This window comes from Croceitalea sp. P059, assembly GCF_031846365.1.
Taxonomy (GTDB): domain Bacteria; phylum Bacteroidota; class Bacteroidia; order Flavobacteriales; family Flavobacteriaceae; genus Croceitalea; species Croceitalea vernalis.
The window spans coordinates 793021-818754 of sequence record NZ_JAVRHW010000001.1; the positions used below are offsets into that span (position 1 = coordinate 793021).

Annotated in this window: 24 protein-coding genes; 14 read left to right on the forward strand and 10 right to left on the reverse strand. The window is 35.3% G+C overall.

Features of this window, described 5'->3' with window-relative positions:
• Positions 1–12 precede the first annotated feature (12 nt).
• Positions 13–666 (reverse strand): gluconate 2-dehydrogenase subunit 3 family protein, encoded by a 654-nt coding sequence (locus RM542_RS03525; protein WP_311384329.1) that lies wholly within the window; start codon positions 664–666, stop codon positions 13–15.
• Positions 666–2384, reverse strand: coding sequence for a GMC family oxidoreductase (locus tag RM542_RS03530; RefSeq protein WP_311384330.1), 1719 nt, complete (start codon positions 2382–2384; stop codon positions 666–668). Before RM542_RS03530 ends, RM542_RS03525 begins: the two co-directional genes overlap by 1 nt.
• A 145-nt stretch (positions 2385–2529) precedes the next feature.
• Here RM542_RS03530 and RM542_RS03535 point away from each other — a divergent pair, with 145 nt between their 5' ends.
• From RM542_RS03535 to RM542_RS03555, 5 genes are read left to right on the forward strand one after another with little or no spacing between them, the layout of a single operon-like run.
• Positions 2530–3534: a sugar phosphate isomerase/epimerase family protein gene (locus RM542_RS03535; protein ID WP_311384331.1), complete on the forward strand. Its 1005-nt coding sequence runs from the start codon at positions 2530–2532 to the stop codon at positions 3532–3534.
• Positions 3535–3543: 9 nt separating this feature from the next.
• Positions 3544–3987, forward strand: a complete 444-nt coding sequence (locus RM542_RS03540) for a DinB family protein (protein WP_311384332.1) — start codon at positions 3544–3546, stop codon at positions 3985–3987.
• A 13-nt stretch (positions 3988–4000) separates the two neighbouring features.
• Complete coding sequence (locus RM542_RS03545; protein ID WP_311384333.1) at positions 4001–5227, forward strand: nucleoside permease; 1227 nt, start codon at positions 4001–4003, stop codon at positions 5225–5227.
• 27 nt (positions 5228–5254) lie between these two features.
• Positions 5255–6487, forward strand: a complete 1233-nt coding sequence (locus RM542_RS03550; RefSeq protein ID WP_311384334.1) for an MFS transporter — start codon at positions 5255–5257, stop codon at positions 6485–6487.
• Positions 6488–6516: 29 nt separating this feature from the next.
• A complete protein-coding gene (locus RM542_RS03555; protein WP_311384335.1) occupies positions 6517–7653 on the forward strand; it encodes a Gfo/Idh/MocA family oxidoreductase in 1137 nt (378 codons plus the stop codon).
• 57 nt (positions 7654–7710) lie between these two features.
• Here the strand turns inward: RM542_RS03555 and RM542_RS03560 are convergent, their stop codons facing one another.
• Together RM542_RS03560 and RM542_RS03565 are read right to left on the reverse strand one after the other, a co-directional pair.
• Entirely contained in the window at positions 7711–8169 is a 459-nt protein-coding gene (locus tag RM542_RS03560) for an ASCH domain-containing protein (RefSeq protein ID WP_311384336.1), read from the reverse strand.
• A 15-nt stretch (positions 8170–8184) separates the two neighbouring features.
• On the reverse strand, positions 8185–9888 hold the full coding sequence (locus tag RM542_RS03565; RefSeq protein WP_311384337.1) for a GMC family oxidoreductase: 1704 nt from the start codon (positions 9886–9888) through the stop codon (positions 8185–8187).
• Positions 9889–10028: 140 nt separating this feature from the next.
• Here RM542_RS03565 and RM542_RS03570 point away from each other — a divergent pair, with 140 nt between their 5' ends.
• The 6 genes from RM542_RS03570 to nadD all read left to right on the forward strand — a co-directional run bounded on the left by RM542_RS03570 (position 10029) and on the right by nadD (position 14782).
• A complete protein-coding gene (locus tag RM542_RS03570; protein ID WP_311384338.1) occupies positions 10029–11081 on the forward strand; it encodes a sugar phosphate isomerase/epimerase in 1053 nt (350 codons plus the stop codon).
• A gap of 38 nt (positions 11082–11119) precedes the next feature.
• The gene (locus tag RM542_RS03575; RefSeq protein WP_311384339.1) at positions 11120–11863 is read left to right on the forward strand and encodes a DUF1080 domain-containing protein; all 744 of its coding nucleotides are present in this window, start codon (positions 11120–11122) and stop codon (positions 11861–11863) included.
• Position 11864: 1 nt separating this feature from the next.
• A complete protein-coding gene (locus RM542_RS03580; protein WP_311384340.1) occupies positions 11865–12662 on the forward strand; it encodes a DUF1080 domain-containing protein in 798 nt (265 codons plus the stop codon).
• Positions 12663–12729: 67 nt separating this feature from the next.
• Positions 12730–13587, forward strand: coding sequence for a YicC/YloC family endoribonuclease (locus tag RM542_RS03585; protein WP_311384341.1), 858 nt, complete (start codon positions 12730–12732; stop codon positions 13585–13587).
• Entirely contained in the window at positions 13584–14180 is a 597-nt protein-coding gene (gmk, locus tag RM542_RS03590; RefSeq protein ID WP_311384342.1) for a guanylate kinase, read from the forward strand. The genes RM542_RS03585 and gmk overlap by 4 nt, the downstream gene beginning before the upstream one ends.
• Positions 14180–14782, forward strand: coding sequence for a nicotinate (nicotinamide) nucleotide adenylyltransferase (gene nadD, locus RM542_RS03595; RefSeq protein WP_311384343.1), 603 nt, complete (start codon positions 14180–14182; stop codon positions 14780–14782). The genes gmk and nadD overlap by 1 nt, the downstream gene beginning before the upstream one ends.
• A gap of 21 nt (positions 14783–14803) precedes the next feature.
• Here nadD and yiaA read toward each other — a convergent pair whose 3' ends face one another.
• Positions 14804–15274 (reverse strand): inner membrane protein YiaA, encoded by a 471-nt coding sequence (yiaA, locus tag RM542_RS03600; protein WP_311384344.1) that lies wholly within the window; start codon positions 15272–15274, stop codon positions 14804–14806.
• A gap of 148 nt (positions 15275–15422) precedes the next feature.
• On the opposite strand from yiaA, the gene RM542_RS03605 reads away from it, so the two are divergent.
• On the forward strand, positions 15423–16880 hold the full coding sequence (locus RM542_RS03605) for a hypothetical protein (protein WP_311384345.1): 1458 nt from the start codon (positions 15423–15425) through the stop codon (positions 16878–16880).
• A gap of 5 nt (positions 16881–16885) precedes the next feature.
• Here the strand turns inward: RM542_RS03605 and RM542_RS03610 are convergent, their stop codons facing one another.
• Both RM542_RS03610 and RM542_RS03615 read right to left on the reverse strand, forming a co-directional pair.
• Complete coding sequence (locus RM542_RS03610; protein ID WP_311384346.1) at positions 16886–17596, reverse strand: DUF6503 family protein; 711 nt, start codon at positions 17594–17596, stop codon at positions 16886–16888.
• A 9-nt stretch (positions 17597–17605) separates the two neighbouring features.
• Positions 17606–19882 carry an inorganic phosphate transporter gene (locus tag RM542_RS03615; RefSeq protein WP_311384347.1) on the reverse strand — a complete coding sequence of 759 codons (2277 nt, stop codon included), beginning with the start codon at positions 19880–19882 and terminating at the stop codon, positions 17606–17608.
• Between the two features lie 154 nt (positions 19883–20036).
• Between RM542_RS03615 and dgt the strand changes: the two genes are divergently transcribed.
• Positions 20037–21395, forward strand: coding sequence for a dGTP triphosphohydrolase (dgt, locus tag RM542_RS03620; RefSeq protein ID WP_311384892.1), 1359 nt, complete (start codon positions 20037–20039; stop codon positions 21393–21395).
• A gap of 4 nt (positions 21396–21399) precedes the next feature.
• Here dgt and RM542_RS03625 read toward each other — a convergent pair whose 3' ends face one another.
• The gene (locus tag RM542_RS03625) at positions 21400–23166 is read right to left on the reverse strand and encodes a 1-deoxy-D-xylulose-5-phosphate synthase (RefSeq protein ID WP_311384348.1); all 1767 of its coding nucleotides are present in this window, start codon (positions 23164–23166) and stop codon (positions 21400–21402) included.
• Positions 23167–23242: 76 nt separating this feature from the next.
• Here RM542_RS03625 and RM542_RS03630 point away from each other — a divergent pair, with 76 nt between their 5' ends.
• Positions 23243–23692, forward strand: coding sequence for a nucleoside deaminase (locus tag RM542_RS03630; RefSeq protein WP_311384349.1), 450 nt, complete (start codon positions 23243–23245; stop codon positions 23690–23692).
• Here the strand turns inward: RM542_RS03630 and RM542_RS03635 are convergent.
• Positions 23689–23943: a hypothetical protein gene (locus tag RM542_RS03635; protein ID WP_311384350.1), complete on the reverse strand. Its 255-nt coding sequence runs from the start codon at positions 23941–23943 to the stop codon at positions 23689–23691. The two genes, RM542_RS03630 and RM542_RS03635, sit on opposite strands and share 4 nt — an antisense overlap.
• 2 nt (positions 23944–23945) lie before the next feature.
• Complete coding sequence (locus tag RM542_RS03640; RefSeq protein ID WP_311384351.1) at positions 23946–25727, reverse strand: chloride channel protein; 1782 nt, start codon at positions 25725–25727, stop codon at positions 23946–23948.
• Positions 25728–25734: the final 7 nt, after the last annotated feature.

Below are 25734 nucleotides of genomic sequence, written 5' to 3' on the forward strand. Positions count from 1 at the left end.
TTTAAATTAGGTTTATAGCGACCAAGCCTTGCCTCCACTTAATTCATCTAAATCACCACAAGCAATATATTCACCAGGAACAGGTAAATAAGCCAAAACTTCTTCACCAACGTACTCAGATGATTTATAGCCCCAAGTAGCCATATCTCTTACATTAGTAGCAAAAGTAAAGCAAGCAACTTCTTCATCTAATTCTGCTGATTCACCTTTCATCATGGCTTCCATATATTCACCAATCATTTCTTCTTGAGCTTCTTCGTCCTCGTCAGACCTTTTAGCCAAATATTTACCAAGAAGGGGTTCAAAATCAATTCCTTCAATGTCTGCTAAACTTTCTTTACCAGCACCAGTTAATACTTTGTTCATAAAAGTATCCATCACCATAGTCATGAAACCTTGCTGTTCTTCAGGTAATACCGATTTAGCGAATTCATCAATAAAAACATGAACATTCACATCAGTTGCTGAAGGAGTATCAGTTCTTGGCAAAATCACATCTATCATTTGTGCTAAAGCATAACCTTTATCTTTTTCAAAAAATGAAGGAATCCACTCGGCATAAGGCATTTTTTCTTTACAACTTTGCGCTAAGCTTATAATTGTCGGTGTGGCTACGGCATAGCCGAATACCATTCCTATATTTTTAAGTGCTGATCTTCTTTCCATTAGATATTTGCTTTTTTAAGTTCTTGGGCAGCATGGTTTGCCGCTCTTGCCGTAAAGGCCATATAAGTTAGTGATGGATTAACACATGCAGCTGAGGTCATAAAGGCCCCATCTGTAACGTAAACATTTTTACAAGCATGAATTTGATTGTATTCATTTAATACAGATGTTTTAGGGTCACGACCCATACGGGCAGTCCCCATCTCATGAATACCTAAGCCTAAAGCTCCTGGGTTATCATAAGGTTCTACATCACGAAGACCGGCCTTTTCAAGCATTTCAACTGCTTGTTTTTTCATATCTTCTCGCATCTTCCATTCGTTTTCTTTGAATTCTGCATCAAAAGTTACTGTTGGTAATCCCCATTGGTCAAGATTATCATAATCCAAAGTCATTCGGTTTTCTTCATAAGGAAGTACTTCACCAAATCCACCAATACCAAAAGTCCAACCACCAGGTTTCATTACAGCATCTTTGTAATCTTTACCAAATGATGTTTCGGCAATTGCGTCTTCCCAATTTCCCCGTCTGGCACCACCTTGATAACCATAACCTCTGAGAAAATCTTTGGTATCAGAATCACCTCCTAAGTTTTTAAATCTTGGAATATAAACTCCGTTTGCCTTTCTACCTTTATAGTATTTGTCTTCAAAACCATCAAATTTACCACTAGCGCCAACGCCCAAATGGTGGTCCATAATATTTCTGCCTAGTTGGTCAGAATCATTACCAAGACCATTTTTAAAGCGATCTGATTTTGATTGCATTAAAATAGCTGTAGATGCAATTGCAGAGGCACATAAGAAAATAACTTTAGCATTAAATTCAAAGGTTTCTTTTGTGACTCTATCAATAACTTTTACACCAGTAGCCTTTTTGGTTTTGGCATCATAAATAACTTCGTGAACAATAGAATCTGGTCTTAATGTTAAATTACCTGTGCGCTCGGCAACAGGCAAAGTTGAAGAAACACTACTAAAATATGACCCAAAAGGACATCCTCTAATACATCTATTACGATACATACATTTTGAACGGCCATCACCTTCAAATTTCTTATCACTAGTAATGTGAGCAACTCGACCAGCAGTAATTACACGACCATTAAAATGTTCGGCAACTTTAACTCTAACATGATCTTCTAAACAATTTAGTGGCATCATTGGTTCAAATTGACCGTCTGGTAATTGTGAAAGGCCTAGTAATTCTCCAGAAACACCTATGAACGATTCTACCTTATCATACCAAGGGGCAATATCTTTGTAGCGTACTGGCCAATCGACACCGTGTCCGTCTTTTTTGTTAGCCTCAAAATCTAAGTCACTCCAACGATAACTATGACGACCCCACATAATGGAACGACCACCAACGTGATAACCACGCATCCAATCAAATCGCTTAGTTTCATTATAAGGATGTTCTAAATCATTTACAAACCAGTGTTTCGAATCAGCTCTAGTAGTATAACCCGTTCTGTTTTGCTTTTCTTGTTTAGCTATATCTTCCTGTGTTGGTTGTCTCGCATTTGGAAAATCCCATGTATCTAAATTTGCCGTTGGGTAGTCTTCTCGATGTTTGACCATTCGACCACGTTCTAAAATCAACGTTTTTAACCCATTCTCACATAATTCCTTAGCAGCCCATCCACCACTTATACCTGTTCCTACAACAATCGCATCATACGATTCTTGTTCTTCATTGTAATAGAATTTACTCATGTATTCGTGAATTGTTTATTCCATAAATGTATTAAATATTAAATTAATTTTCTACATTTAATCCTTGTGTTTATTGAGAATTTGACACTACAACGTTATCGTAAATCTTAATTTGTTAATTATCAGAACTTCAAAATAACCGACCATGAATAGAAGAAAATTTGTAAACAGTACTGCAAAAACAGGTTTAGCCCTTACTTTTTTAGGAGCATATGCTTGTAAAGAGAATAAAAAAGAAGAAAAAATTGATGCTACAGAGGAAGTTGTTGAAAAATCGATGGCAGAACCATTCTTTAAATTATCGCTAGCTCAGTGGTCGATAAATAAAATGATAAGAAATGATGGTGTAGACCCATACACTTTCGCAGAAAAAGCTGCGGGATGGGGTTTCACCGGTTTAGAATATGTAAGTCAATTATATAATGCGGAATTAGAGGCTGCCAATTTTTCTGAAGAGGCCATGCAGAATTTTGTTGATAAATGTAATACTGAGGCAAAAAAGCATGGGCTTGAGAATGTTCTGATTATGATTGATAGACAAGGTGATTTGGCTGCATCAGACGAAAAAGAAAGAAAAGAAGCTGTAGAGAATCACCATAAATGGGTCGATGCGGCCGCAGCAATGGGTTGCCATTCTATTCGCGTTAATTTAAATGGTGTGCAAGAACCAGAAAATTGGGTAGCTGCCTCCGTTGATGGATTATCCCAATTAGCTACTTATGCAAAGGATAAGAACATTAACATTATTGTAGAAAACCATGGAGGCTTATCATCGAATGCGGCCATGTTAGCTAGTGTTATGACTAAGGTCAATATGGACAATTGTGGAACACTGCCTGATTTTGGTAATTTCTGTATTAAAAGAGAATCGGGTGATTATTACGAGTCAAAATGTATTGAAGAGTATAACAAATATAAAGGTGTTGAAGAATTAATGCCGCATGCTAAAGCAGTTAGCGCTAAAGCTTATGATTTTGATGAAAATGGTGACGAGACAAAAATAGATTTTGCGCGAATATTAAAACTTGTTAAAGATGCTGGATATTCTGGATATGTTGGCGTAGAATATGAGGGTGAAAATTTAAGTGAAGAAGACGGAATTTTAGCCACTAAGAACCTTCTTATTAAAGAGGGTACTGCATTAGCCTAATTGATTTTTATGGAAGGATTTTTTAATCAACTTTTTGATTACAATTTTTATTGTAATAAAAAGCTTATTGAGCAGGCCGTTGAGTTCGATGCTATTTCTGATAATACTATTAAACTGTTTAGTCATATTCTTAATGCCCATCATATTTGGAATAAAAGAATTTTAAAAGAAGAAAGTAGTTATGATGTTTGGCAAATTCATAAAGTAGCTGATTGGCAAGACATTCATTACGAAAATCAAAGAGCTACATTTGAAATCATTCGAAATAATGATGATTTGAATATTAGGATTGATTTTATGACGACTGAAGGAAGGTCTTTTGCGAATGATTTAAAAGATATTCTATTCCATATTATTAATCATTCAACTCATCATAGAGGTCAAATATTGGCAGATTTTAGAAGTAATAATATACAACCCTTGGGTTTAGACTATATTCATTACAAGCGATAATTTAATAGGTTAAATGAGTAATAAGGTCAAGTTTCAATTGTCTTTTATGATGTTTCTCGAATTCTTTATTTGGGGAGGATGGTTTGTGACTTTAGGTACTTTTTTAGGCGATAACCTCAACGCTAGTGGAGCTGAAATTGCCAAAGCTTTCTCCACACAATCTTGGGGTGCAATTGTAGCTCCTTTTATAATAGGTTTAATTGCTGATCGATATTTTAACGCCGAACGCATTTTAGGCGTGCTTCATATACTAGGGGCCGTCTTAATGTATTTAATGTATGGAGCAGATAGTTTTGACGTATTCTATCCATACGTTTTAGGTTATATGATTTTATACATGCCGACCTTAGCTTTAGTGAACTCTATATCATTTAATCAAATGAAGGATCCAGCTCAAGAGTTTTCACTTATTCGAGTTTTTGGGACTATAGGATGGATTATTGCGGGCTTGATTATAAGTTATGTTTTTCTATGGGATTCACCTGAATCTAGAGCAGAAGGCATGTTGAAAAACACTTTTCTTATGGTGGGTATAGCTTCTGCAATTTTAGGTTTTTTTAGTTTTACTTTACCAAAAACTCCACCAAGAGTTTCAAAAGAAGAGAAAGTTACTATCTCAAGCCTTTTAGGTCTTGATGCGTTGAAACTTCTTAAGGATAAAAACTTTTTGATATTTTTTCTTTCATCTGTCTTGATCTGTATTCCTTTAGCTTTTTATTATCAAAATGCCAACCCTTTTTTGTCAGAAATAGGAGTGAGTAATCCTACAGGTAAAATGACGATTGGTCAAATTTCAGAGGTGTTGTTTATGTTGCTTTTACCCTACTTTTTTAAAAAATACGGCTTTAAAAAAACAATCCTTGCAGGAATGTTAGCATGGACTATTCGTTATTTATTATTTGCTTATGGTAATTCTGGTGAATTAACTTTTATGCTCTTAATTGGTATTGCACTTCATGGTATCTGTTATGATTTTTTCTTTGTGTCTGGTCAAATTTATACCGATACGAAAGCTGGAGAAAAATATAAGAGTGCAGCCCAAGGTTTGATTACATTGGCCACTTACGGTGTAGGTATGTTGATTGGGTTTTGGATTGCAGGAAAAATAACAGACACCTATCTTTTAGAAAACGGAGGTCATACCTGGCAAACCATTTGGATGTATCCTGCTGGTTTTGCCTTATTAGTTTTCGTCATTTTTGCTGTCACATTTAAAAATGAAAAAATAGAATACAAATAGTAACCAATTTAATTAGATAAAATAATCATGGAACAAATAAACAAGAATAAACTCTTTTTTGCAGCCTGTATATCACTGGTCGTTACGTCAATGACATTCGCAATTAGAGCTGGAATATTAACACAATTAGGTGTTGATTTTGAAATTAATAATAAAGAATTAGGATATATTAATAGTATGGCCTTTTTAGGTTTTCCTTTAGCTATGCTTATTGGAGGTTTATTGTACAATGCACTTGGGCCAAAAAAATTATTAATTACAGCATTTGTTTGTCACCTTCTTGGGTTAGTTCTGACTATTTATGCAGGAGGTTTTTGGACCTTAATTATTTCAACCTTTTTTATTGGTTTTGCTAATGGATCTGTTGAGGCTGCGTGTAATCCTATGATTGCCGATATGTATACTAATAATAGAACAGCCATGCTCAACAAATTTCACGTGTGGTTTCCTGGTGGATTAGTAATAGGTTCGCTGGTTTCAAAGTTTATGACTGATGCAGGTCTTGGTTGGCAATTGCAGATTGCAACCATGTTGATTCCTACTTTGATTTATGGCTTTTTGGTATTCACTCAAAAATTTCCAAAAAGCGAGAATATCGAATCCAATACCTCTGAAAATATCAAAGCACTTGGCAATCCGTTATTTTTATTTATGATAGTTTGTATGACGCTGACAGCTACATCAGAATTTATACCACAGCAATGGGTAGAAACTATTTTGGGTAGCTCAGGAGCAAGTCCAATGTTGGTTTTAGCATTAGTTACTGGTATAATGGCTTTGGGTAGATTTTTTGCCGGGCCTATTGTACATAAATTGAACCCAATTGGAGTGCTTTTCATGTCAGCAATTATAACAGCAAGTGCTATCTATTTTATGAGTATCTCTGAAGGTGGAATGATTTATGTTGCTGCTGCATTGTTTGCTCTAGGAGTATGTTATTTCTGGCCAACAATGATTGGTTTTACTTCAGAATATACATCAAAAACAGGGGCTCTCGGAATGTCTTTAATGGGAGGTGCTGGAATGTTTGCAACTTCTATTTGGAACCCAATTATTGGGTCACGATTAGATACTGAAAAAGCCAATGCACTAAGTACAGGCCTTGTTGGAGAGTTAGCAGATATTGAAGCCGGAAGAGCTGTATTAGGCTTTATGGTCTATTTTCCATTGGCTTTGGTTGTGCTTTTTGGAATTCTGTTTGTAATGAGAAAAAAGATTGAAGAACAAAGAATTAATAGCGCTCCGACTGAAGCTGCTTAAAAACATGTTACACTATATAATTTAAAGTAATGCCAAAGAAAATTAGATTAGGAATTTTAGGTGGGGGAGGTGACTCTCTTATTGGTGTTTTGCATCGGGTTGCATCACACATAAATGATAACTATCAAATTGTTGGGGCAGTATTCAATCCCAACCATGAGCAAAGTGTTGCTTTTGCTAAAGAGATTGATATTCCTACCAATAGAATTTATAAGGATTTTGATACCCTAATTGAAGAAGAGTTAAAACTGCCTGAAGATGAACGTATCCAAGTTTGTTCAGTTCAAACGCCAAATTTTTTGCATTTTCCTATGGCAAAAAAGTTATTGGATAATGGCTTTCATGTGATTTGTGAAAAACCAATGACCATGGATTATGCTGAGGCAAAAGAATTGGAAGCTGCTCATAAAAAGTCAGGCAAGGTATTTGCGCTAACGCATACCTACACCGGGTATCCGATGGTACGTCAAATGAGAGAAATGATTAAAAATGGAGAACTGGGTAAAATTCATAAAGTTGATGCTCGTTACTATCAAGGTTGGATTAACCCAATAATTCATGATAAAGAAAAACGTTCATCCGTATGGCGCTTGGATCCAACCAAAGCCGGAATCAGTTCATGTATGGGTGATATTGGTGTGCATGCTTTTAATCTTGTTGAGTTTACTACAGGGCTAAAAGTTAGTTCCCTTCTTTGTGATTTTAATTACCTATATGAAGACAATAAAATGGATGTCGATGGCACCGTATTGATTCGTATGGACAATCATGTAAAAGGAGTAATACGGGCTAGTCAAGTAGCTACAGGAGAAGAAAATGGCTTAGCTATTCGTATTTATGGAGAAAAAGGAGGACTTGTTTGGGAGCAAGAAAATCCTAATTTCTTGTATTATTTTACGGAAGGAAAACCACTACAAGTATATAAACCGGGACATCCATATAATTCTGAAGTTTCTTTAAGCGGAACTAAATTACCAGCCGGACATCCCGAAGGTATTTTTGATTCCATGGCGAATATTTATTTAGGAGCTGCTAAGGCAATTCGAGGAGAAGATTATAACGATTGTGAATTTCCAACTATGGAAGATGGTGTTCGCGGAATGAATTTTATTGAAGGCACAGTTGCCTCACATAAACAAGGAAATGTTTGGATAGATATGGATTAGCCTATTCTGACACCCCGCCTCAAATAAAAATGGCCGCTATATGCGGCCATTGTCTTTTTAAAATACTTTTTCAAAACGTTCAAAAACAACAATCATACTTTCCAATGGTCTTCTATTAAATTCCTCGAGTTCTCGAGTATAATATTCCCAATGAGTTTTTTGCCAATATTCAAGACTTTTATCTCCTTCACCTTCTAAACGAGCATGCTCTGCATGCACAGAAAAATAAGGCATCATTTTTACAGAAGTGGTTTTAATAATACATTTGGCTTTTCCGTTCCAATCCGTTACAATAAAAAAGTCACCAATTTTCGGCAAGGATTTTTCATGTAATTGTAAGCCTAATAACGAATATGAAGTAGCTCTTTTAATCTCTTTTTGGACCAGTTTTGCCAGATTGTTCGCGTCTTTTTCATTATCACCAAAATAGCCAACTTCCGGAGCTTTTTCAAAAGCAAATTCCGTGTGTTTATCTAAAAAATCTCCCCAAAGATTTCTTGCAGAGGCGTTTTCCATGTATTCCAGTATTTGTTAAGCGAATTTACCTAATTTGAATTGTTCAGCAGCATGATTAGCTGCTCTAGCTGTAAAGGCCATATAAGTTAAAGATGGATTTACACAACTCGCCGAGGTCATAAAAGCTCCATCAGTAACATACACATTTGGAACATCATGAACTTGATTGTGTTTATTAACAACTGAGGTTCTAGGATTCCATCCCATTCGTGCACCGCCCATTTCATGAATACCAAGTCCAGGACCGTAAGGACGTTCCCATGTGTTTACATTTTTGAAACCAGCTGATTTCAAAATGTTAACCGATTCTTCAAAAATAGCCTCTCGCATTTTCAGTTCGTTGGCCTTAAGTTCTACGTCAAAGTCAAGTTGGGGTAAACCCCACTTATCTTTTTTATCCATACTCAAAGTGACTCTATTATCATGATGGGGCAGCATTTCTCCAAAACCAGTCATTCCAATTTCCCAAGTTCCAGGTTTTAAAATAGCTTCTTTATACGCCTTACCATAACCCATTTCAGCAACCATTTGCGACCAATCATTTCTACTCGCTGCACCTTGATATCCAAATCCTCTTAAAAAATCATTTCGTTTTGTTTTCTCATCAATATTTACAAAACGTGGAATATAAAAACCATTAGGTCTTCTGCCTTTATAATACTTGTCTAAATGACCATCTACTTTAGCTGTAGCGCCAAGATTATAGTGATGATCCATAATGTTTCGCCCCAATTCATCATAGTTGTTGCCAATACCATTAGGAAATGTAGCTGACTTTGATTGAAGCAAAATTCCAACTGAAGCCATTGCTGAGGCACATAAAAAGACGAGTTTACTTTTAAACTTAATAGTATCTCCGGTTTCGGCATCAACTATTTTAACTCCGGCAGCTTTTTTAGTACTTTCATCATATAAGATTTCGTGAACAATTGAGTTTGCTCTTAAAGTCATATTACCAGTTCGTTCAGCAGCAGGAAGTGTTGAAGAATTACTACTAAAATAACCTCCAAAAGGGCATCCTCTCCAGCATCGATTTCTGTATTGACATGGTCCTCTTCCTTTAAATTCAGTTGTATTTTCGGTAATATGAGCAACTCTTCCAATAGTTAATAAACGACCATCATCAAACTTTTTAGTCATTGCTTCCTGAAGGTCTTTCTCAACACAGTTAAGATCCATCGGAGGTTGAAACTGACCGTCAGGTAGTTGTTTTAAACCAAGGTTTTGCCCACTTACACCAATATAAGATTCCACCTTGTCATACCAAGGAGCAATATCTTTATACCGAACAGGCCAATCGACCCCAATATCTTCTTTTAAATTAGCCTCAAAATCAATATCACTCCAACGATAACTTTGACGTCCCCATGTTAAAGAACGACCGCCTACATGATAACCACGAATCCAATCAAATCTTTTGGTTTCTTCATACGGATGTTCTAAATCGTTTACAAAAAAGTGTTTTACGTCATCAGTTGGGGCCCAGCTAACGCGTCGTTGCTTATGGTATTTTTCCTCGTCTGATTTTGACAAAGTGCCCTTAAAAGGCATATCCCAAGGGTCATCATTCATGGTCTTGTAATCTTCAATATGCTTGACCATGGGACCTCTTTCTAAAACCAATGTTTTTAGGCCATTTTCACATAGCTCTTTGGCAGCCCATCCACCGCTTATACCTGTACCCACTACTATGGCATCGTAAACTGTATTTTGATTCATTTTTGTTGTTTTGAGTATTGGCTAAATCGCTATATTTATAAGCTTACATAGCATGGCTTATAAAATCAAAAGTATAATTCTTAAATATAGGCGATATTCCTTATAGTTTTAGGAAAAAATCGTTCAAAAAATTGATGATAATGAAGACAATTAAAGGTCCAGCAGTTTTTTTAGCACAGTTTGTTGATAGCAAAGCTCCATTCAATACATTGGATGGTATGTGCAAATGGGCAGCCGATTTAGGGTATAAAGGTATTCAAATTCCAACGTGGGAATCTTTTTTAATCGACCTAGATAAAGCGGCAGAAAGTCAAGATTATTGTGATGAGTTAAAGGGGAAAATCAATTCATACGGATTGGAAATTACAGAGTTATCTACGCACCTTCAAGGTCAACTAGTGGCAGTTCACCCAGCCTATGATATAATGTTTGATAATTTTGCTCCTGACGCTTTAAAAGGGAAGCCAAAAGAACGAACGGCTTGGGCAGTTGAAACAGTTAAAAAGGCAGCTACAGCTAGTCGCAGATTAGGGATTAATGCTCATGCAACTTTTTCAGGCGCATTGTTATGGCATACCATGCATCCCTGGCCGCAAAGACCGGCGGGCTTAGTGGAAATGGGATTTGAAGAATTGGCCAAAAGATGGATGCCTATCTTAAATCATTTTGATAAAGAAGGCGTCGATGTTTGTTATGAAATTCATCCAGGTGAGGACTTACACGATGGAGATACTTTTGAACGATTTTTGGAGGCAACAGGAAATCATAAACGGGTCAATATACTCTATGACCCTAGTCATTTTGTATTACAACAATTAGATTATATCACTTATATAGATCATTACCATGAATTCATAAAATCATTTCATGTAAAGGATTCTGAGTTTAATCCAACAGGTAAAAAAGGAGCTTTTGGCGGGTATAATGATTGGTCTGATAGAGCTGGACGATACCGTTCTTTAGGCGACGGACAAATTGACTTTAAAACCATATTCTCAAAGTTAACGCAATATGGATGTGATGTTTGGGCGGTTATGGAGTGGGAGTGTGTTATCAAAAGCCCTGAACAAGGCGCGCGAGAGGGTGCCAAGTTTATACAAGATCATATTATTGAAGCAACGCAAAAAACTTTTGATGATTTTGCCGGAGCCGATATTGATAAAGAAGAATTAAAAAGAATTTTAGGATTATAAAGCCCATAATGGGCTTTTAATTAAAATAGCTAATTGATATGAAAAAAGTAATCACCCTTACCGTAATCGTTTTGCTCTTTAGTTGCAAACAAAAAGAGAAAAAAGAAAACGCAGTTACAGAACCTGAGAAAGAAGTTATTATGGAAACAATGCCAAATGACTGGGTAATGCTTTTTGACGGCACATCATTTGATGGCTGGCATGAGTATTTGGGAGAAGGGGTTTCTGATGCTTGGAAATTGGAAGATGGAGCAATGGTTTTTTATCCTCCAAAAGAACGTAATGGGAAAAGTTATAATATAGTTTCTGATAAAGAGTATACCAATTTTGTGCTCTCCTTAGAATGGAAAGTAAATGAGGCAAGTAATAGTGGTATTTTCTGGGGCATATTGGAAGATTCAAAATATGGTCAACCTTATGAAACAGGTCCAGAGATTCAGGTTTTAGATAATATCGCGCACCCAGATGCTAAAGCGGGTACCACCCATCAGGCCGGTGCTTTGTATGACATGATTGCACCAAGCAAAGAAATGGTCAAACCTGTTGGAGAATGGAATTTATGCCTCATTACTATTAATCATAAGACCAATCAAGGTAGTGTACGATTAAACGGCGAAAATATTGTTGAGTTTCCGGTTCACGGCGAAGCTTGGGATGCTATGGTTGCAAAATCTAAATTTGCTGATTGGGATGGTTTTGGTAAACATCAAACAGGTAAAATTGGTTTGCAAGATCATGGTGATGTTGTTGCTTATCGAAATATTCAAATCAAAGAATTATAGCATGAAAAAATTACTTGGTTTAATGGTGTTAAGTGCTGTATTTTTTGGTTGTAAAGAGACCAATTCTGCAAAGGTGGAAGTCAATACGCAAGTTGTTTCTAAAATGATAAAAGAAGAACCAACAAAGCCGGAAGAAACTGAAATATATGAGCCTGTTCCACCAAAAGTTACTGTTGGTGAAAATGGGGTGCCAAGCGATGCCATAGTGTTATTTGATGGAACAAGTCTGGAGAACTGGATTCATGTTGCAGATAGTTCTGCTGTTAAATGGCTACTTAATGAAGATGGAAGTATGACCGTGAAAGATAAAACAGGGAGTATACAAACCAAGCAAAATTTTGGAAGTGTGCAATTGCATGTAGAATGGAAATCGCCCGCTGAGGTGCAGCGCGAGGGCCAGAATAGGGCAAATAGCGGTGTTTTTCTTCAAAATAGATATGAGGTGCAAGTGCTTGACAATAATGATAACGACACTTATGTTAATGGCCAAGTCGGCTCTATTTACAAGCAATCCATTCCTTTAGCGATGGCTTCAAAACCAAGTGGAGAATGGAATTCTTATGATATCATTTACCATGCACCTGAGTTTGCCATGAGCGGCGATAAACTAGTATCAGGTACAATTACCGTTATTCATAATGGGGTTTTAATTCAAGATCATTATGAATTGGAAGGTACCACAGAATATATTGGATGGCCAAAGAACGCTGTCCACGGTGATGCCCCCATTCAATTACAAGACCATCAAGATAACAGTCGAGTTAGTTATCGTAATATTTGGGTAAGAGCATTAGACTAGGACCATATTCTAATTTTAAATACAAATCCCTGTTTTTCCTACCTTTGGCAAAACCTAGATTTTTTCTATGATTCAATCCATGACAGGCTACGGGAAGCATATCGTACAGCTTTCTTCAAAAAAAATAAGTTTAGAGCTAAAATCACTTAACAGCAAAAACTTAGATATTAATGCCCGTATTCCGCAGGCATTTCGTGAAAAAGAATTACAGTTACGTAAAACCATTGCAGATTCTTTAATAAGAGGCAAAGTTGATTTTAGTCTTTATATTGAAATCACTGGAGAGGAGACATCTACTGAAGTGAATGCTGGGGTAGTAAAAAAGTATATGCAGCAATTGCGAGAGATTGCGGATGGAGATGAAGTAAAGCTATTAGAAATTGCTCTTAGAATGCCTGACACTTTAAAAACAGACAAACAAGATATTGACCCAGAAGAGTTCAAAACAATTGAAAATGCCTTAATAGAGGCTTTAAAAGCAATAAATACCTTTAGAACAGAGGAAGGTATGGTGCTAGAAAAAGATTTTACGAACCGACTTACTACTTTGGATCGTCTTTTAGAAGAAGTCAAAGCCATGGATGATGATCGTTTAGGAACTATTCGTGAGCGTTTAGAAAAGGCAGTTGCAGATTTAAAAGTTGATTTAGACGCCAATCGTTTTGAACAAGAGTTAATTTATTATTTAGAGAAATACGATATCACCGAAGAAAAAGTGCGTTTAGCGAACCACCTAGATTATTTTAGGACCACCTTAAATTCTGCCGATTCTAACGGAAAAAAACTTGGCTTCATTTCACAAGAAATTGGTCGAGAAATCAATACCATTGGATCAAAGGCCAATTATGCTCCTATGCAACAATTGGTAGTTCAAATGAAAGATGAGCTTGAAAAAATTAAAGAACAAATGTTGAATGTATTATGAGTAAAGGAGGCAAGCTTCTTATATTTTCAGCACCATCAGGTAGCGGTAAAACCACAATTGTAAGGCACCTTTTAGCTCATAAAGAACTTAATCTTGCTTTTTCAGTCTCAGCAACTTCGCGTCCTCGAAGGGGAAAAGAGAAAAACGGAGAACATTACTATTTTATGTCTATTTCACAGTTTAAAAATCATATTAAAAATGAAGATTTTTTAGAGTGGGAAGAAGTATATCGTGATAATTTTTATGGCACCTTGAAGAGTGAGGTAGAACGCCTTTGGGCAGAAGGTAAGAATGTTATATTTGATATAGATGTGGCTGGAGGGCTTCGTATTAAAAAGAAGTATCAAAAGGAAACCTTAGCGGTTTTTGTGAAACCACCTAGCGTTGACGAATTGAAAATCCGCTTAAAAAAGCGGAGTACCGAAAGCGATGATAAAATCAATATGCGAATTGCCAAAGCATCAGTAGAATTAGCAACAGCGCCTCAATTTGATGTTATTATTAAAAATTATGATTTAGATATTGCACTTAAAGAGGCCCATGATTTAGTAGCTAACTTTGTTGGTGTAAAAAGTAATTCAGAAGAAGAGTGATGAAGAATATTGGTTTGTATTTTGGGACCTTTAACCCAATTCATATTGGGCATTTGGCCATTGCAAATCATATGGTTGAATTCTCTGACTTAGACGAAGTTTGGTTCGTTATTACGCCCCAAAGTCCATTTAAGCAAAAGAAAACCTTATTGGATAATAACCATAGGTATCAAATGGTTTTAGAGGCTACGCTAGATTATCCAAAGTTAAAGCCAAGTAAAATCGAGTTTGATTTACAACAGCCTAATTATACTGTAAATACTCTTGTTCATTTAGAAGAAAAGTATCCTGAGGGCTATCATTTTTCTTTAATCATGGGAGAGGATAACTTGAAAGGATTCCATAAATGGAAAAATTACGAGGTCATTTTAGAACGGTATAGCCTTTATGTATACCCAAGAATTTCAAAGGGAGTTATAGCACATCAATTTGAAGGGCATTCTAAAATACATCGGGTTGCCGCTCCAATAATGGAAATATCTTCCACATTTATTAGACAACAGCACGCTTTGGGTAAAAATATTAAACCACTATTACCAGCCGCAGTGTGGGAGTATATGGATGAGATGAACTTTTATAAAAATTTAAAAGCGACTCCATAAGAGTCGCTTTTTTAATAGCATTTATTTATCATTTTTCTCATCAATATATTTTACATCTCTTGTATTCTTTTGAACTGCTACTGCTGCAAAAAGGCTTAAAAGAAAGGACATCCCATAAAAACCTTTTTCACTTAGTTCTAAATCAGCATTCCATAGGCCGATTATCAATAATAAGATGGAAGCTATTGTAGTGAACCAGCTTATACCATAGTAAGCATCAGTTACTGGTAGGCCTTCTTGACGGTCGCGAACACTTTTTTGAACGGATACCACCGAAAATAATCCGAATAAGAGCAAAGTAAAATAATACCCCTTTTCATTGAGCCACATATTGGCATTCCATAAACCAATACAGTATGATACCATGCCGATAAATAGTGCTGACCAAGAAGCGGAAATAAATGCCGAGGTTGGTCTCAATTCAAATTTTTCCTTCATTTCTTTTTTCTGAAAAAGTGCATTGCCTTTCTCATTTGATAATTGATTTTCCATAATTGAAATTTTAATTACAGAGCAAATATGTAGTGTTTGCTTAGTTGCATCCAATACAATATATTCGTAATAATAACGATTAAAAAGAAAAAATTACTTTTAAATAATTTAAAATCAAATAATTAAATGATAAATAAGTTATGATTTAATGAAAACAATTAAAGCTATTTGGGCTACCTTATCAGATAAAGACAAGAAAGATTTTTTGTTTTTTTTGGCAAAAAGAAACCGTCGTGGTGATACGAGAAATATTGATTTCGTAAAATTAATGGACTCAGGTCGAACAAAGAATATTGACGAAGTTCTTTATGGAAAAGATTCTAGTGGGGCTTTTAATGCACTTTGTAAAAGGGTACAAGACACGCTTATTGAATTTGTAGCAAGTAAGAGTTTTGCTGAGGAATCTTCTGATGAACTAGAGGTGTTGAAATTACTATTGGCAAGTAGAATTTTCTTTGAACAAAAGCTCTCTAAAATAGCTTTTAAAACACTTGAAAAAGCAGAAGCTCGAGCAAAAAATATTGATAATTACGCATTGCTTGATGAAATTTATCATACTAAGATTCAATATTGTTTTTTAAATCCGAAATGGAATTTAAATACAATAATAGGAGATTATGAAAATAATAAAACCCTTTCACAGCAAGACTTTCATTTAACAATGGCTTACGCCAGAATTAAATCAGAATTACAGAAAAGCCCTAAGAAACCTGTAAATGAAATAGTGATTCAAACGTTTGTTGAATTTGATTTAAAGATAAATGAAGATCTTACTTATAAATCTCTAAATCAATTAATGGAGTTAACTGCAACTACTGCAAAGCTGCAGAATGATTTTTATTCTGTTTCACCTTTTATGATTGAAATGTATGAAGTTCTAAAAAAGAAAGGTGAAGTGCCTCAAAAGCATATTTACTATCATTTAAATATGCTTTATTTAATGTCGGTAACACAATTTCGAAATAAGAATTTTGAGCTTTCAGATGACTTTATTGTAAAGATTGAAACGATTCTTAGTAACAGTCCCAAAACTTTTGTAAGAGGCTTCAATGAAAAAGTGGCTATTCTAAAAGCTTTAAACCAGATTTATACGGGTAATATTTCTCATGGTTTTGAGATCTTGAACAATGGAGTAGAAACTTCTTTAAACAAAAAATTACTTTTACTAATGTGTTTGTTTCAGCAATGTGAATTTGCTACGGCATATGATGTTTTTAAAACTCTTAATCGTACTGATAATTGGTATGAAAAAAAGATGGGCTGGCTATGGGTGTTAAAAAAGAATATTATCGAAGTTCTATTACTGATAGAGTTAGATAAGTTTGACATGGTGCTAATTCGTCTACAACGTTTCTCTCGCAACTTTAACAAAAGACTTCGTCAGATTGGAGAAGATCGGGTTTTGATTTTTATGAATTTAGTCAGTGATTATCATGATAACCCAAAAATTGTAACATCAGAGGACTTTAAAGACCGAGTTGAAAATTCGTTTGAGTGGATCGGTCGTGAACAAGAGGATATTTTTGTGATGAGCTTTTATGCCTGGCTAAAATCGAAAATGGAAAATAGAGACCTTTATGAAGTTACTTTAGAATTGATGAATTAAGAAATTTACATGGCTTTATAGAGCACATCAGTTCCTAAGTACTTATCATCTTTGTTATAATACCAAGCTCTTGTTTTAGGCATTTTGATTCCATTAATTTCTTCTTGGTCCTTTAAGAGAATATATTCTCCATCATTTATAGACTCATCATGAAAAAATTGGTAAACTTCCATTGCGTAAGTTTCAGGGTCAAAATAAAAATACCAAATATCATCACCAACTTCTGCCTTATAAGTAGCTTTTAGTACCAGGTATTTTTTCCCTTTAAATGTTTTTGTTTGAACTTTTGAATCTAATATAGTTCCAGGGTCTTTCAGCTTCATTGGCAACCCGTACAAAAAGGTATAGTAATTTTTGAACATAGCACCACGCTCGCAATTCAACCTAAATTTTTTAATCTTCTCTTGGTCAATTTCACTTTGGCCATTCAGTAAAATTTGACAAGAATCTTTATCAAGTAAATATGAATAAGAATCTGAATCTTGCTGCACTTGTAGCGAAAAAATTTGTCTTGGACTGTTAATACCTATTTGGCTTTTTCTTTCGGAAGAATTTGGGGTTTCCATAACTACCGTAAAGTTGCCATTAAAAGCCGACCATTTACTACTTGGATCGTGATAAGATATTGATTTTTCAAGTAATTCGACACCTGTTAATTCTTGGCAAAATGAACTAGCACTGATTAATAAGCCAACAATAAAAACAGATATCTTCATGAATTAAAATTAATCTTTTTGAATTTTGGCCGGCTCAATTGAACTATCATGTTCCGTGTAATAGAGTTCCAGAATATTCATAGTTACTTTAATCAGGTCTTTACTCTCTGTCAATAATGAGAAATATAAAGTTGTATTTTTTGGACTCGATTCTTCCGTTCTTGTTCGAGCTACTTGTTTTTTTATTTTTTCATCAACCAAATCAATATATGAGTTTTTGGTGGCTAATAAATCTCCGATACGGTCAAAAGAACGACTACTAAAAATTTCAGAAGTGTCCGTTAAAAGTTTTTCTAAATGGAGGTCCAAGTCTTTTAACTCTTTAATTTGATTGTATTTAAGTTTTTTGTGGTTGTTATTTACATGAGTTAGTCCAATTTTTGAAATATATTCTTGTGACTGACCTAAATCTTGTAAATGACCAAGTAAAACAATATAAAAATCACTAGCACCACCAACACTAGATTCATCTAGGTTTTTAATAAAATAGAAGATGTTATTTTGAAGCCCTTCTATTTCTTTGTTCATTTTAGTCACCCCTTTACTATTCTTTTTTAATGATTCTAAATCGTGTCTAGCTAGTCCATTAATAGCACCAGTATAAATTTTGTTACTGCGTTGAATCATCTTTGCAATATTATCAGCACTTTCTTCGATTACCCCTTGAATAGAACTGCTCTCGGCTCTTCTAAGACTATCCTCAGCTTTAATTTCTTTAGACTTTTTATTGTGAGCGATATAGTTTCTCATCAAAAGAGTTGCTGCCACAAGTAATAATATAATTAAAGCAACGAAACCTCCTAAATGAAGAATATAGGCAATTATTGCAGCGGCCGTAAAGGCACTAAAAGCAGTAAAGAACCATCCACCAATAACATTTAGGACTCCCGCTACTCTGTAAACCGCACTTTCAGCCCCCCAAGCTCTATCCGCTAAAGAGGTACCCATGGCAACCATAAAAGTAACGTAAGTAGTAGATAATGGTAACTTCATTGAGGTAGCGATTGAGATTAATACACTTGCTACCATTAAATTTACTGCTGCTCTTACCAAATCAAAAGCAGGCATATCTTGAACTTTGCTTTTAGGTACATACGCATACGGAACCTCGAACTGTTTGTCTATTTTTTTGTTTAGTGTATCTGGAATTAAGTTTGAAAAGCTTTGAAAAGCACCTACGCTCAATTTAACTACTTGTCTTGACAAATAATTGGGTTGAAAACGTTCTTCACCTTCATCTTGCCTGGCAAGGTCAACACTTGTTTTTACTACACTTTTCGCCTTAGAAGAAAACCATAATGTAATTACCATAATGGCTCCTGCCAATAATAATAAATAGGGTTCTGTTCTGACGGCCGCGGTTAACCCTTGCATATTAAACTCGTTAGGACTAATACCAGACCCTTGCCAATCTTGAAAAGATTGTAAAGCAGCTATTGGCACGCCAATGAAATTTACTAAATCATTTCCTGCGAATGCCATGGCCAAAGCAAATGTGCCCAGTACGATAACTACGGTGTATATATTCCACTTTAAAAATGTAGAAACAATCCATGATAATAATGTCCAAATTAAAAAATTGGCAAGTAAGAAAAGTTCTGGTGATTCGCTTACAAATTGTATTACAGATTCATCAAATAAATCGGCACTTTTTAGTCCCTTAACTAGAATGAAATAGATGATTGCAGAAATAGCTACTCCACCAAAAATAGCTTCAATATATTTTGGTTTGTTTCCGTACTTAAAGGTTATTAATACCCTTGAGATAAATTGCACCAAAGCTCCAATGGTAAAGGCAATGAAAACAGAAAGCAATATACCCACAATAATTTCTGTTGCTTTGTCCGTATTGATGTAAGTTCCTAAGTCTGAAAAACTTCCGTCAACACCAATAATTTTAACAAGTGATATGGCTACTGCGGCACCTAAAAGTTCAAATACTATGGATACTGTCGTAGAAGTTGGCATTCCTAAGGTATTGAAAAAGTCAAGTAATAAAATATCAGTAATCATCACTGCCATGAAGATGATCATGATTTCAGCAAATACGAACTCCGTGGGATTAAAAATACCTTTTCTGGCAACTTCCATCATTCCACTGGAAGAAAAGGCCCCAAAGGCAATTCCTAAGCTGGCAACAATCATTATTGTCTTAAATGAAATCGCTTTTGAACCAATTGCAGAATTTAAAAAGTTCACTGCATCATTACTAACACCAACAACAAGGTCGGTTATTGCCAAAATTGCTAAGGCAATGATCATGAAGATGTAGATATTTTCCCCCATAAGATTAAGTCAAAGTACGCAAAAATGCTATTATAATTCTTCTTACAGGTTAATTAAATGTTACCAAATATTTCATGGATTCCTTAATCAAACTTTGATAACTAGTAAGAATAAAGCCATAGCTTTACATTTAGAACCTGATAAAGGCCAAGCAATGAAATGGGAACAACTATTGTCTTTAAAGAGATATGGAGACAGTGAGAAAAGACTACGTAAATTACAAGATGAGACAAGGCTTGGGTTTGAGGTGGATTATGATCGTATTATTTTTTCCTCTGCATTTAGAAGTTTACAAGATAAAACTCAGGTAGTTCCAATGCCTATTGATGTAGGTTCAAGGCGAGATTTCGTTCATACGCGTTTAACTCATAGTCTTGAAGTTTCTGTAGTTGGAAGGAGTTTAGGAAGAATTGCGGGAAAAAAAATATTAGAAAAACATCCTGATTTAAAGGAAGAGCATGGTTATCAGTTTAACGATTTTGGAGCAATAGTTGCGGCTGCCTCTTTAGCTCACGACATTGGAAACCCTCCTTTTGGTCATAGTGGTGAAAAAGCAATTGGTGCTTTTTTTAAAACGGGCAAAGGTGTGAAATATCAATCTGAACTCACCCATAAAGAATACCAAGATTTAGTAGATTTCGAAGGTAATGCAAATGGATTAAAGCTTTTAACGGCATCAAGAGACGGAGTCCCTGGGGGTTTGCGATTGAGTTATGCAACCATTGGGGCATTTATGAAGTATCCTAAAGAATCACTGCCTAAAAAACCAACTAATCATATTTCAGATAAAAAGTTCGGATTTTTTCAGTCTGAAAAAGATGTTTTTAATGATATCGCCAATGAATTAGGATTGCGAAAAAAAGAAGGGCGAGATGATACGGCTTATTATAGACATCCATTGACCTATTTGGTCGAAGCGGCTGATGATATTTGTTATACAATCATTGATTTTGAAGACGGCATAAATTTGGGTTTTATCTCCGAAGATTATGCTTTAGAGTATTTTATAAAACTGGTCAAAGACGCTATAAACACCAAAAAATATAACCAAATGACCAATACTAGTAATCGTTTGAGTTATTTAAGAGCATTGGCAATAAACACTTTGATAAAAGATGCTATCCGCGTTTTTGAAGAGAATGAAGAGGCTATTCTAAACGGTGATTTCGAATCCGCGTTATTAGATAAAAGTATGTACGAAGCTCAAATTGATGATATCATTAGTCTGAGTATTTCTAATATATATCAGTCAAATGAGGTTATAGAAAAAGAATTGGCTGGTTTTAAGGTTATTGCTGATATACTTGAAGTGTACACCGATTGTTTGATAAAATTAAAAAATAATGAAGCCGCCACTTACGACAAATTGCTAATGAGAACCTTACCAAATACTTATCAAGATTATTCTGGTTCTTATTATGAAATATTGCTTAACACTTCTTGTTTTGTTGCTAGTCTATCAGATAGTGCCGCGGTACATTTACACAATAAAATTTTGGGTAGGCAATTGTAAGTCTTTATAAAATGTCTGCGAGATAATTCTGAATTGAATTAATATCAATTTTGCAGATTTTCTTCAATTCTTCAGTTGTGCCATGTGGTATAAAAATGTCTTCAACGGCAAAAACTTTTATGGTGCCAGTGTAATTTTTCTGATTAGCAAATTCAATAACAGCGCTACCAAGACCTCCAATTTCACAGCCATTTTCCAAGGTGATGACATGCTCATAATTTTTAAAAACTGAAGTTAGTTGTTCGGTGTCAATTGGTTTTAAAAAACGCATGTCAATGTGCCCTAAATTTTCAGGATTTTTAATTGTAGCGATAAGCTCAATCACTTGATTACCAATATGACCTAAAGTTAAAAACGCTACCTTATTTCCTTTTTTAATCTCTTTAGATTTTCCAATTTCTATTTTAGAAAACGGTTGTTCCCAATCCATAGTAACTCCTCTTCCGCGTGGATATCTAATAGCAATAGGACCGTCAAGACCTTGCTGAGCGGTGAACATGATATTCCTTAATTCTATTTCATTCATAGGTGAAAAAATACTAATGTTTGGAATACATCGTAAATAGGCCAAATCAAAAACACCATGATGCGTGGGACCGTCTTGACCTACTATTCCAGCGCGATCCAGACAAAATATTACGGGTAAATTTTGCAAGGCCACATCATGAATAACTTGGTCATACGCACGTTGTAAAAAAGTTGAGTAAATATTACAAAAAGGCACTAAGCCCTCTGTGGCCATACCCGCAGCTAAGGTGACAGCATGCTGCTCAGCAATACCTACATCAAAAGCTCTCTCAGGAATTTTTTCCATCATATACTTTAAAGAACTTCCTGTAGGCATGGCAGGTGTGATACCTACTATTTTTTTATTTCGTTGGGCTAATTCAACCAAAGTATGACCAAAAACATCTTGGTATTTCGGTGCTTGTACTTTGTTTGATTTTTGAATGCGTTCCCCGGTTTCTTTATTGAATTTTCCGGGGGCATGGAATACTACTTGATTTTCTTCTGCTTTTTGAAGGCCTTTGCCTTTAGTGGTAATTACATGCAATAGTTTTGGGCCCTTTATCGTCTTCAGTCTTTCTAGCTCAACGAGTAATAATTCTAAATCATGACCATCTATTGGGCCTGTGTAATTCAGGTTGAGACATTCGAAGATATTTTCATCTTTGGCTGTTCCCTTTTTTACATTAGTAAGGTACTTTTTTAGTGCTCCGACGCTTGGGTCAATTCCAATGGCGTTGTCATTTAATATAACCAATACATTGGCGTTGGTAACTCCCAAATGATTCAGACCTTCAAAGGCCATACCACTGGCAATACTTGCGTCTCCTATAACTGCGATGTGATTTCTTTTTAAATCACCTTTTAATTGAGAAGCAATGGCCATACCTAAAATAGCCGAAATAGAGGTAGAACTATGTCCGGTGCCAAAATTATCGAACTCACTTTCCTCACGTTTTGGAAATCCACTGATACCTCCAAATTGCCGGTTGGTTTCAAATATATCTTTTCTACCGGTTAATATTTTATGTCCATAGGCTTGGTGACCAACATCCCAAATAAGCTTATCCTGTGGTGTATTGAAAATATAATGAAGCGCTATGGTTAATTCAATAACACCTAAACTTGCTCCTAAATGTCCCTCTTTGGTGGCAACAATGTCAATTATAAAATCACGCAGTTCTTTGGCAAGTTTAGTTAAGTTCTCAGTTTTAAGTTTTCTGAGATCAGCGGGTGATTGTATGTTACTTAAAAAGTTCTCCATTGCTAGTTCAAAAATACCGATTCTAAAAGATTATAGTTTCTTTGTGATTTGTAGTTTTGAAATAAAATTGGTTTAAATGATAGACCCTTACGACGACAACTATTTCATGAAAAAGGCCTTGGAAGAAGCGCAACTTGCTTTTGAAGAAGGTGAAGTGCCAGTTGGCGCCCTTGTTGTGGCCAAAAATAGAATCATTGGACGTGCTCACAATCTTACGGAACGGTTAAACGATGTCACTGCTCATGCCGAAATGCAGGCAATAACTTCTGCAGCTAATTTTATAGGAGGTAAATATTTGACTAATTGCACCTTATATGTGACTTTAGAACCTTGTCAAATGTGTGCGGGCGCATTATATTGGAGTCAAATATCAAAAATAGTCTATGGGGCAGCCGACTTAGAACGCGGATATAAAGTAATGGGAACTTCGTTACATCCGAAAACTGAAGTTATCGGAGGTGTATTAGAGAAGGAGTCGGCAGAATTACTAAAACGGTTTTTTATCCAAAGACGTAATTTGAACTAACGTTTGTCCTTTTCCTTTTCTTTTTGCTGCATTTTTTCAATATTCTCTTTATTCAACATATAGTCTTTCATTTGCTTGCCCTTACTCTCTTTAAATAGAAACAGGGGCATAGCCAATAAAAAAAGACCTGCTGTCCCGGAGCCGATATATTTATTGGCACTTAATTCATTTTCAGATTTAATTGAAAAACCATAAATAATAGAGCTAAAAGAAGCAATTACAATTAACACGATGAGGTATTTTACTTTCATTATTAGCGAGAATAATTGATTAGTTTACGTCTATAGGCCGTGAGTAGTTTTGACTTTGATACAAAACCCATATATATACCATTCTTTACAACGGGGAGATTCCAAGCCCCACTATCTTGAAACTTTTGCATAACCTGCTTCATAGAATCTGTATTATAAAAAATATGTTCAGGTGCTGAGTGCATAAAATCTTTTACAAAAGTATTGTAGTGTTTTGTAGTATCAAACATGAATTCGCGAATATCATCTAAAAGAACAATGCCAACCATCTTATTCTCTTTATCCAAAACAGGATAAATATTACGGGTAGATTTAGACACTGATTTTAGTAGCATTTCACCCAAAGTCATTTCTGGCTGTACGGTTTTAAAATTGGTTTCAATAACATCATCTAAACGCATTAATGTCAGCACAGCTTGATCTTTGTTATGTGTTAACAAAGCGTCTTTTTCGGCTAGTTCTTTAGTATATATGGTATAGTCTAATATGTTTTTTGTTATTAAATAAGAAATACTAGCCGTAATCATCAAAGGGACGAACAACTCATAGCCCCCAGTGATTTCCGCAATTAAAAAGATAGCTGTTAAAGGAGCATGAATTACCCCGGCAATGAGGCCAGCCATACCAATTAAAGTAAAATTACTTTCAGAGACCTCAAATCCGAAACCTAGATTATTAATTACTTTTGCGACTACGTTACCAAGCGCACTCCCCATTACCATGGTTGGTATAAAAACCCCTCCGGCACCGCCAGCAGCAAGGGTGGTTGTCATGGCTATTGCTTTAAAAATGGTAATGCCAAAAAGTAAAGCAATGACTATCCAGATATTGTCTAAAAACGCATCAAAAGGGGTTTGACCTAAAGCGAGTAGATGTTTACCATCTAAAAGATTATTAATGAAACCGAAGCCTTCACCATAGAGTGGTGGTATAAAATAGAGCATGATACCAATCGCTAATCCTCCAAATAATAATTTGTATTTAGGACTCTTAAACCTCTTGAAAAGTTCTACAATACCGAAATACATTTTTGTAAAATAGATAGAAGAAAAAGCTGTGGCTACCCCTAAAAGAATATAAAAAGGAACATCTTTCAATTGAAAGCCTTCGCTAATTGAAAAATTAAATAACACTTCGTTTCCTAGAAAAAAGTAAGAAGTCAACACTCCAGAAATAGAAGCCAATAAAAGGGGCAATACCGATAACATGGTAAGGTCCAAACTAAATACTTCAACTGCAAAAATAATTGCAGCAATTGGAGATTGAAAAATGGAAGAAATAGCGCCTGCAGAAGCGCAGGCTATTAAAAGTGATCTTGTTTTGACATCAACATGTAGTAACCTACTAAAATTAGAACTTAGGGCGGCGCCAGACTTTACGGCAGGCCCTAATAACCCCACAGATCCACCAAAACCAACGGTTAAAGGTGCTGTTATAAGTGGTGTACATATTTTCTTTGCGGAAAGCAGCCCTTTATTTTTAGAAAGTGCAAATAAAATCGACGGAATCGCATGAGCAATAGGATGCTTGTTCACGAATTTCACATACAGATATACCAATGTTAAACCAACGATTGGAAGTACGAAATACAGCTGATTTTCAGAAATTATAATACCTTTTTCAAGTAGGGATTGAATGAAATAAGTAAAGTTTTTTAAGGTAACTGCTGCCAAACCAGCTAAAAACCCAATCAAAATACTCAGTAATTGAATAAAGGTTTTGTTAGAGATATGTTTATATCGCCATTTTAAAAATTTCTTTAAGAGAATTTTTAGGTTGAGCATTTAAAAC

Coding starts and splice junctions, on each gene's coding strand:
- RM542_RS03525 (WP_311384329.1), bottom strand. CDS start 666: ATGGAAAGAAGATCAGCACTTAAAAATATAGGAATGGTATTCGGCTAT.
- RM542_RS03530 (WP_311384330.1), bottom strand. CDS start 2,384: ATGAGTAAATTCTATTACAATGAAGAACAAGAATCGTATGATGCGATT.
- RM542_RS03535 (WP_311384331.1), top strand. CDS start 2,530: ATGAATAGAAGAAAATTTGTAAACAGTACTGCAAAAACAGGTTTAGCC.
- RM542_RS03540 (WP_311384332.1), top strand. CDS start 3,544: ATGGAAGGATTTTTTAATCAACTTTTTGATTACAATTTTTATTGTAAT.
- RM542_RS03545 (WP_311384333.1), top strand. CDS start 4,001: ATGAGTAATAAGGTCAAGTTTCAATTGTCTTTTATGATGTTTCTCGAA.
- RM542_RS03550 (WP_311384334.1), top strand. CDS start 5,255: ATGGAACAAATAAACAAGAATAAACTCTTTTTTGCAGCCTGTATATCA.
- RM542_RS03555 (WP_311384335.1), top strand. CDS start 6,517: ATGCCAAAGAAAATTAGATTAGGAATTTTAGGTGGGGGAGGTGACTCT.
- RM542_RS03560 (WP_311384336.1), bottom strand. CDS start 8,169: ATGGAAAACGCCTCTGCAAGAAATCTTTGGGGAGATTTTTTAGATAAA.
- RM542_RS03565 (WP_311384337.1), bottom strand. CDS start 9,888: ATGAATCAAAATACAGTTTACGATGCCATAGTAGTGGGTACAGGTATA.
- RM542_RS03570 (WP_311384338.1), top strand. CDS start 10,029: ATGAAGACAATTAAAGGTCCAGCAGTTTTTTTAGCACAGTTTGTTGAT.
- RM542_RS03575 (WP_311384339.1), top strand. CDS start 11,120: ATGAAAAAAGTAATCACCCTTACCGTAATCGTTTTGCTCTTTAGTTGC.
- RM542_RS03580 (WP_311384340.1), top strand. CDS start 11,865: ATGAAAAAATTACTTGGTTTAATGGTGTTAAGTGCTGTATTTTTTGGT.
- RM542_RS03585 (WP_311384341.1), top strand. CDS start 12,730: ATGATTCAATCCATGACAGGCTACGGGAAGCATATCGTACAGCTTTCT.
- gmk (WP_311384342.1), top strand. CDS start 13,584: ATGAGTAAAGGAGGCAAGCTTCTTATATTTTCAGCACCATCAGGTAGC.
- nadD (WP_311384343.1), top strand. CDS start 14,180: ATGAAGAATATTGGTTTGTATTTTGGGACCTTTAACCCAATTCATATT.
- yiaA (WP_311384344.1), bottom strand. CDS start 15,274: ATGGAAAATCAATTATCAAATGAGAAAGGCAATGCACTTTTTCAGAAA.
- RM542_RS03605 (WP_311384345.1), top strand. CDS start 15,423: ATGAAAACAATTAAAGCTATTTGGGCTACCTTATCAGATAAAGACAAG.
- RM542_RS03610 (WP_311384346.1), bottom strand. CDS start 17,596: ATGAAGATATCTGTTTTTATTGTTGGCTTATTAATCAGTGCTAGTTCA.
- RM542_RS03615 (WP_311384347.1), bottom strand. CDS start 19,882: ATGGGGGAAAATATCTACATCTTCATGATCATTGCCTTAGCAATTTTG.
- dgt (WP_311384892.1), top strand. CDS start 20,037: ATGAAATGGGAACAACTATTGTCTTTAAAGAGATATGGAGACAGTGAG.
- RM542_RS03625 (WP_311384348.1), bottom strand. CDS start 23,166: ATGGAGAACTTTTTAAGTAACATACAATCACCCGCTGATCTCAGAAAA.
- RM542_RS03630 (WP_311384349.1), top strand. CDS start 23,243: ATGATAGACCCTTACGACGACAACTATTTCATGAAAAAGGCCTTGGAA.
- RM542_RS03635 (WP_311384350.1), bottom strand. CDS start 23,943: ATGAAAGTAAAATACCTCATCGTGTTAATTGTAATTGCTTCTTTTAGC.
- RM542_RS03640 (WP_311384351.1), bottom strand. CDS start 25,727: ATGCTCAACCTAAAAATTCTCTTAAAGAAATTTTTAAAATGGCGATAT.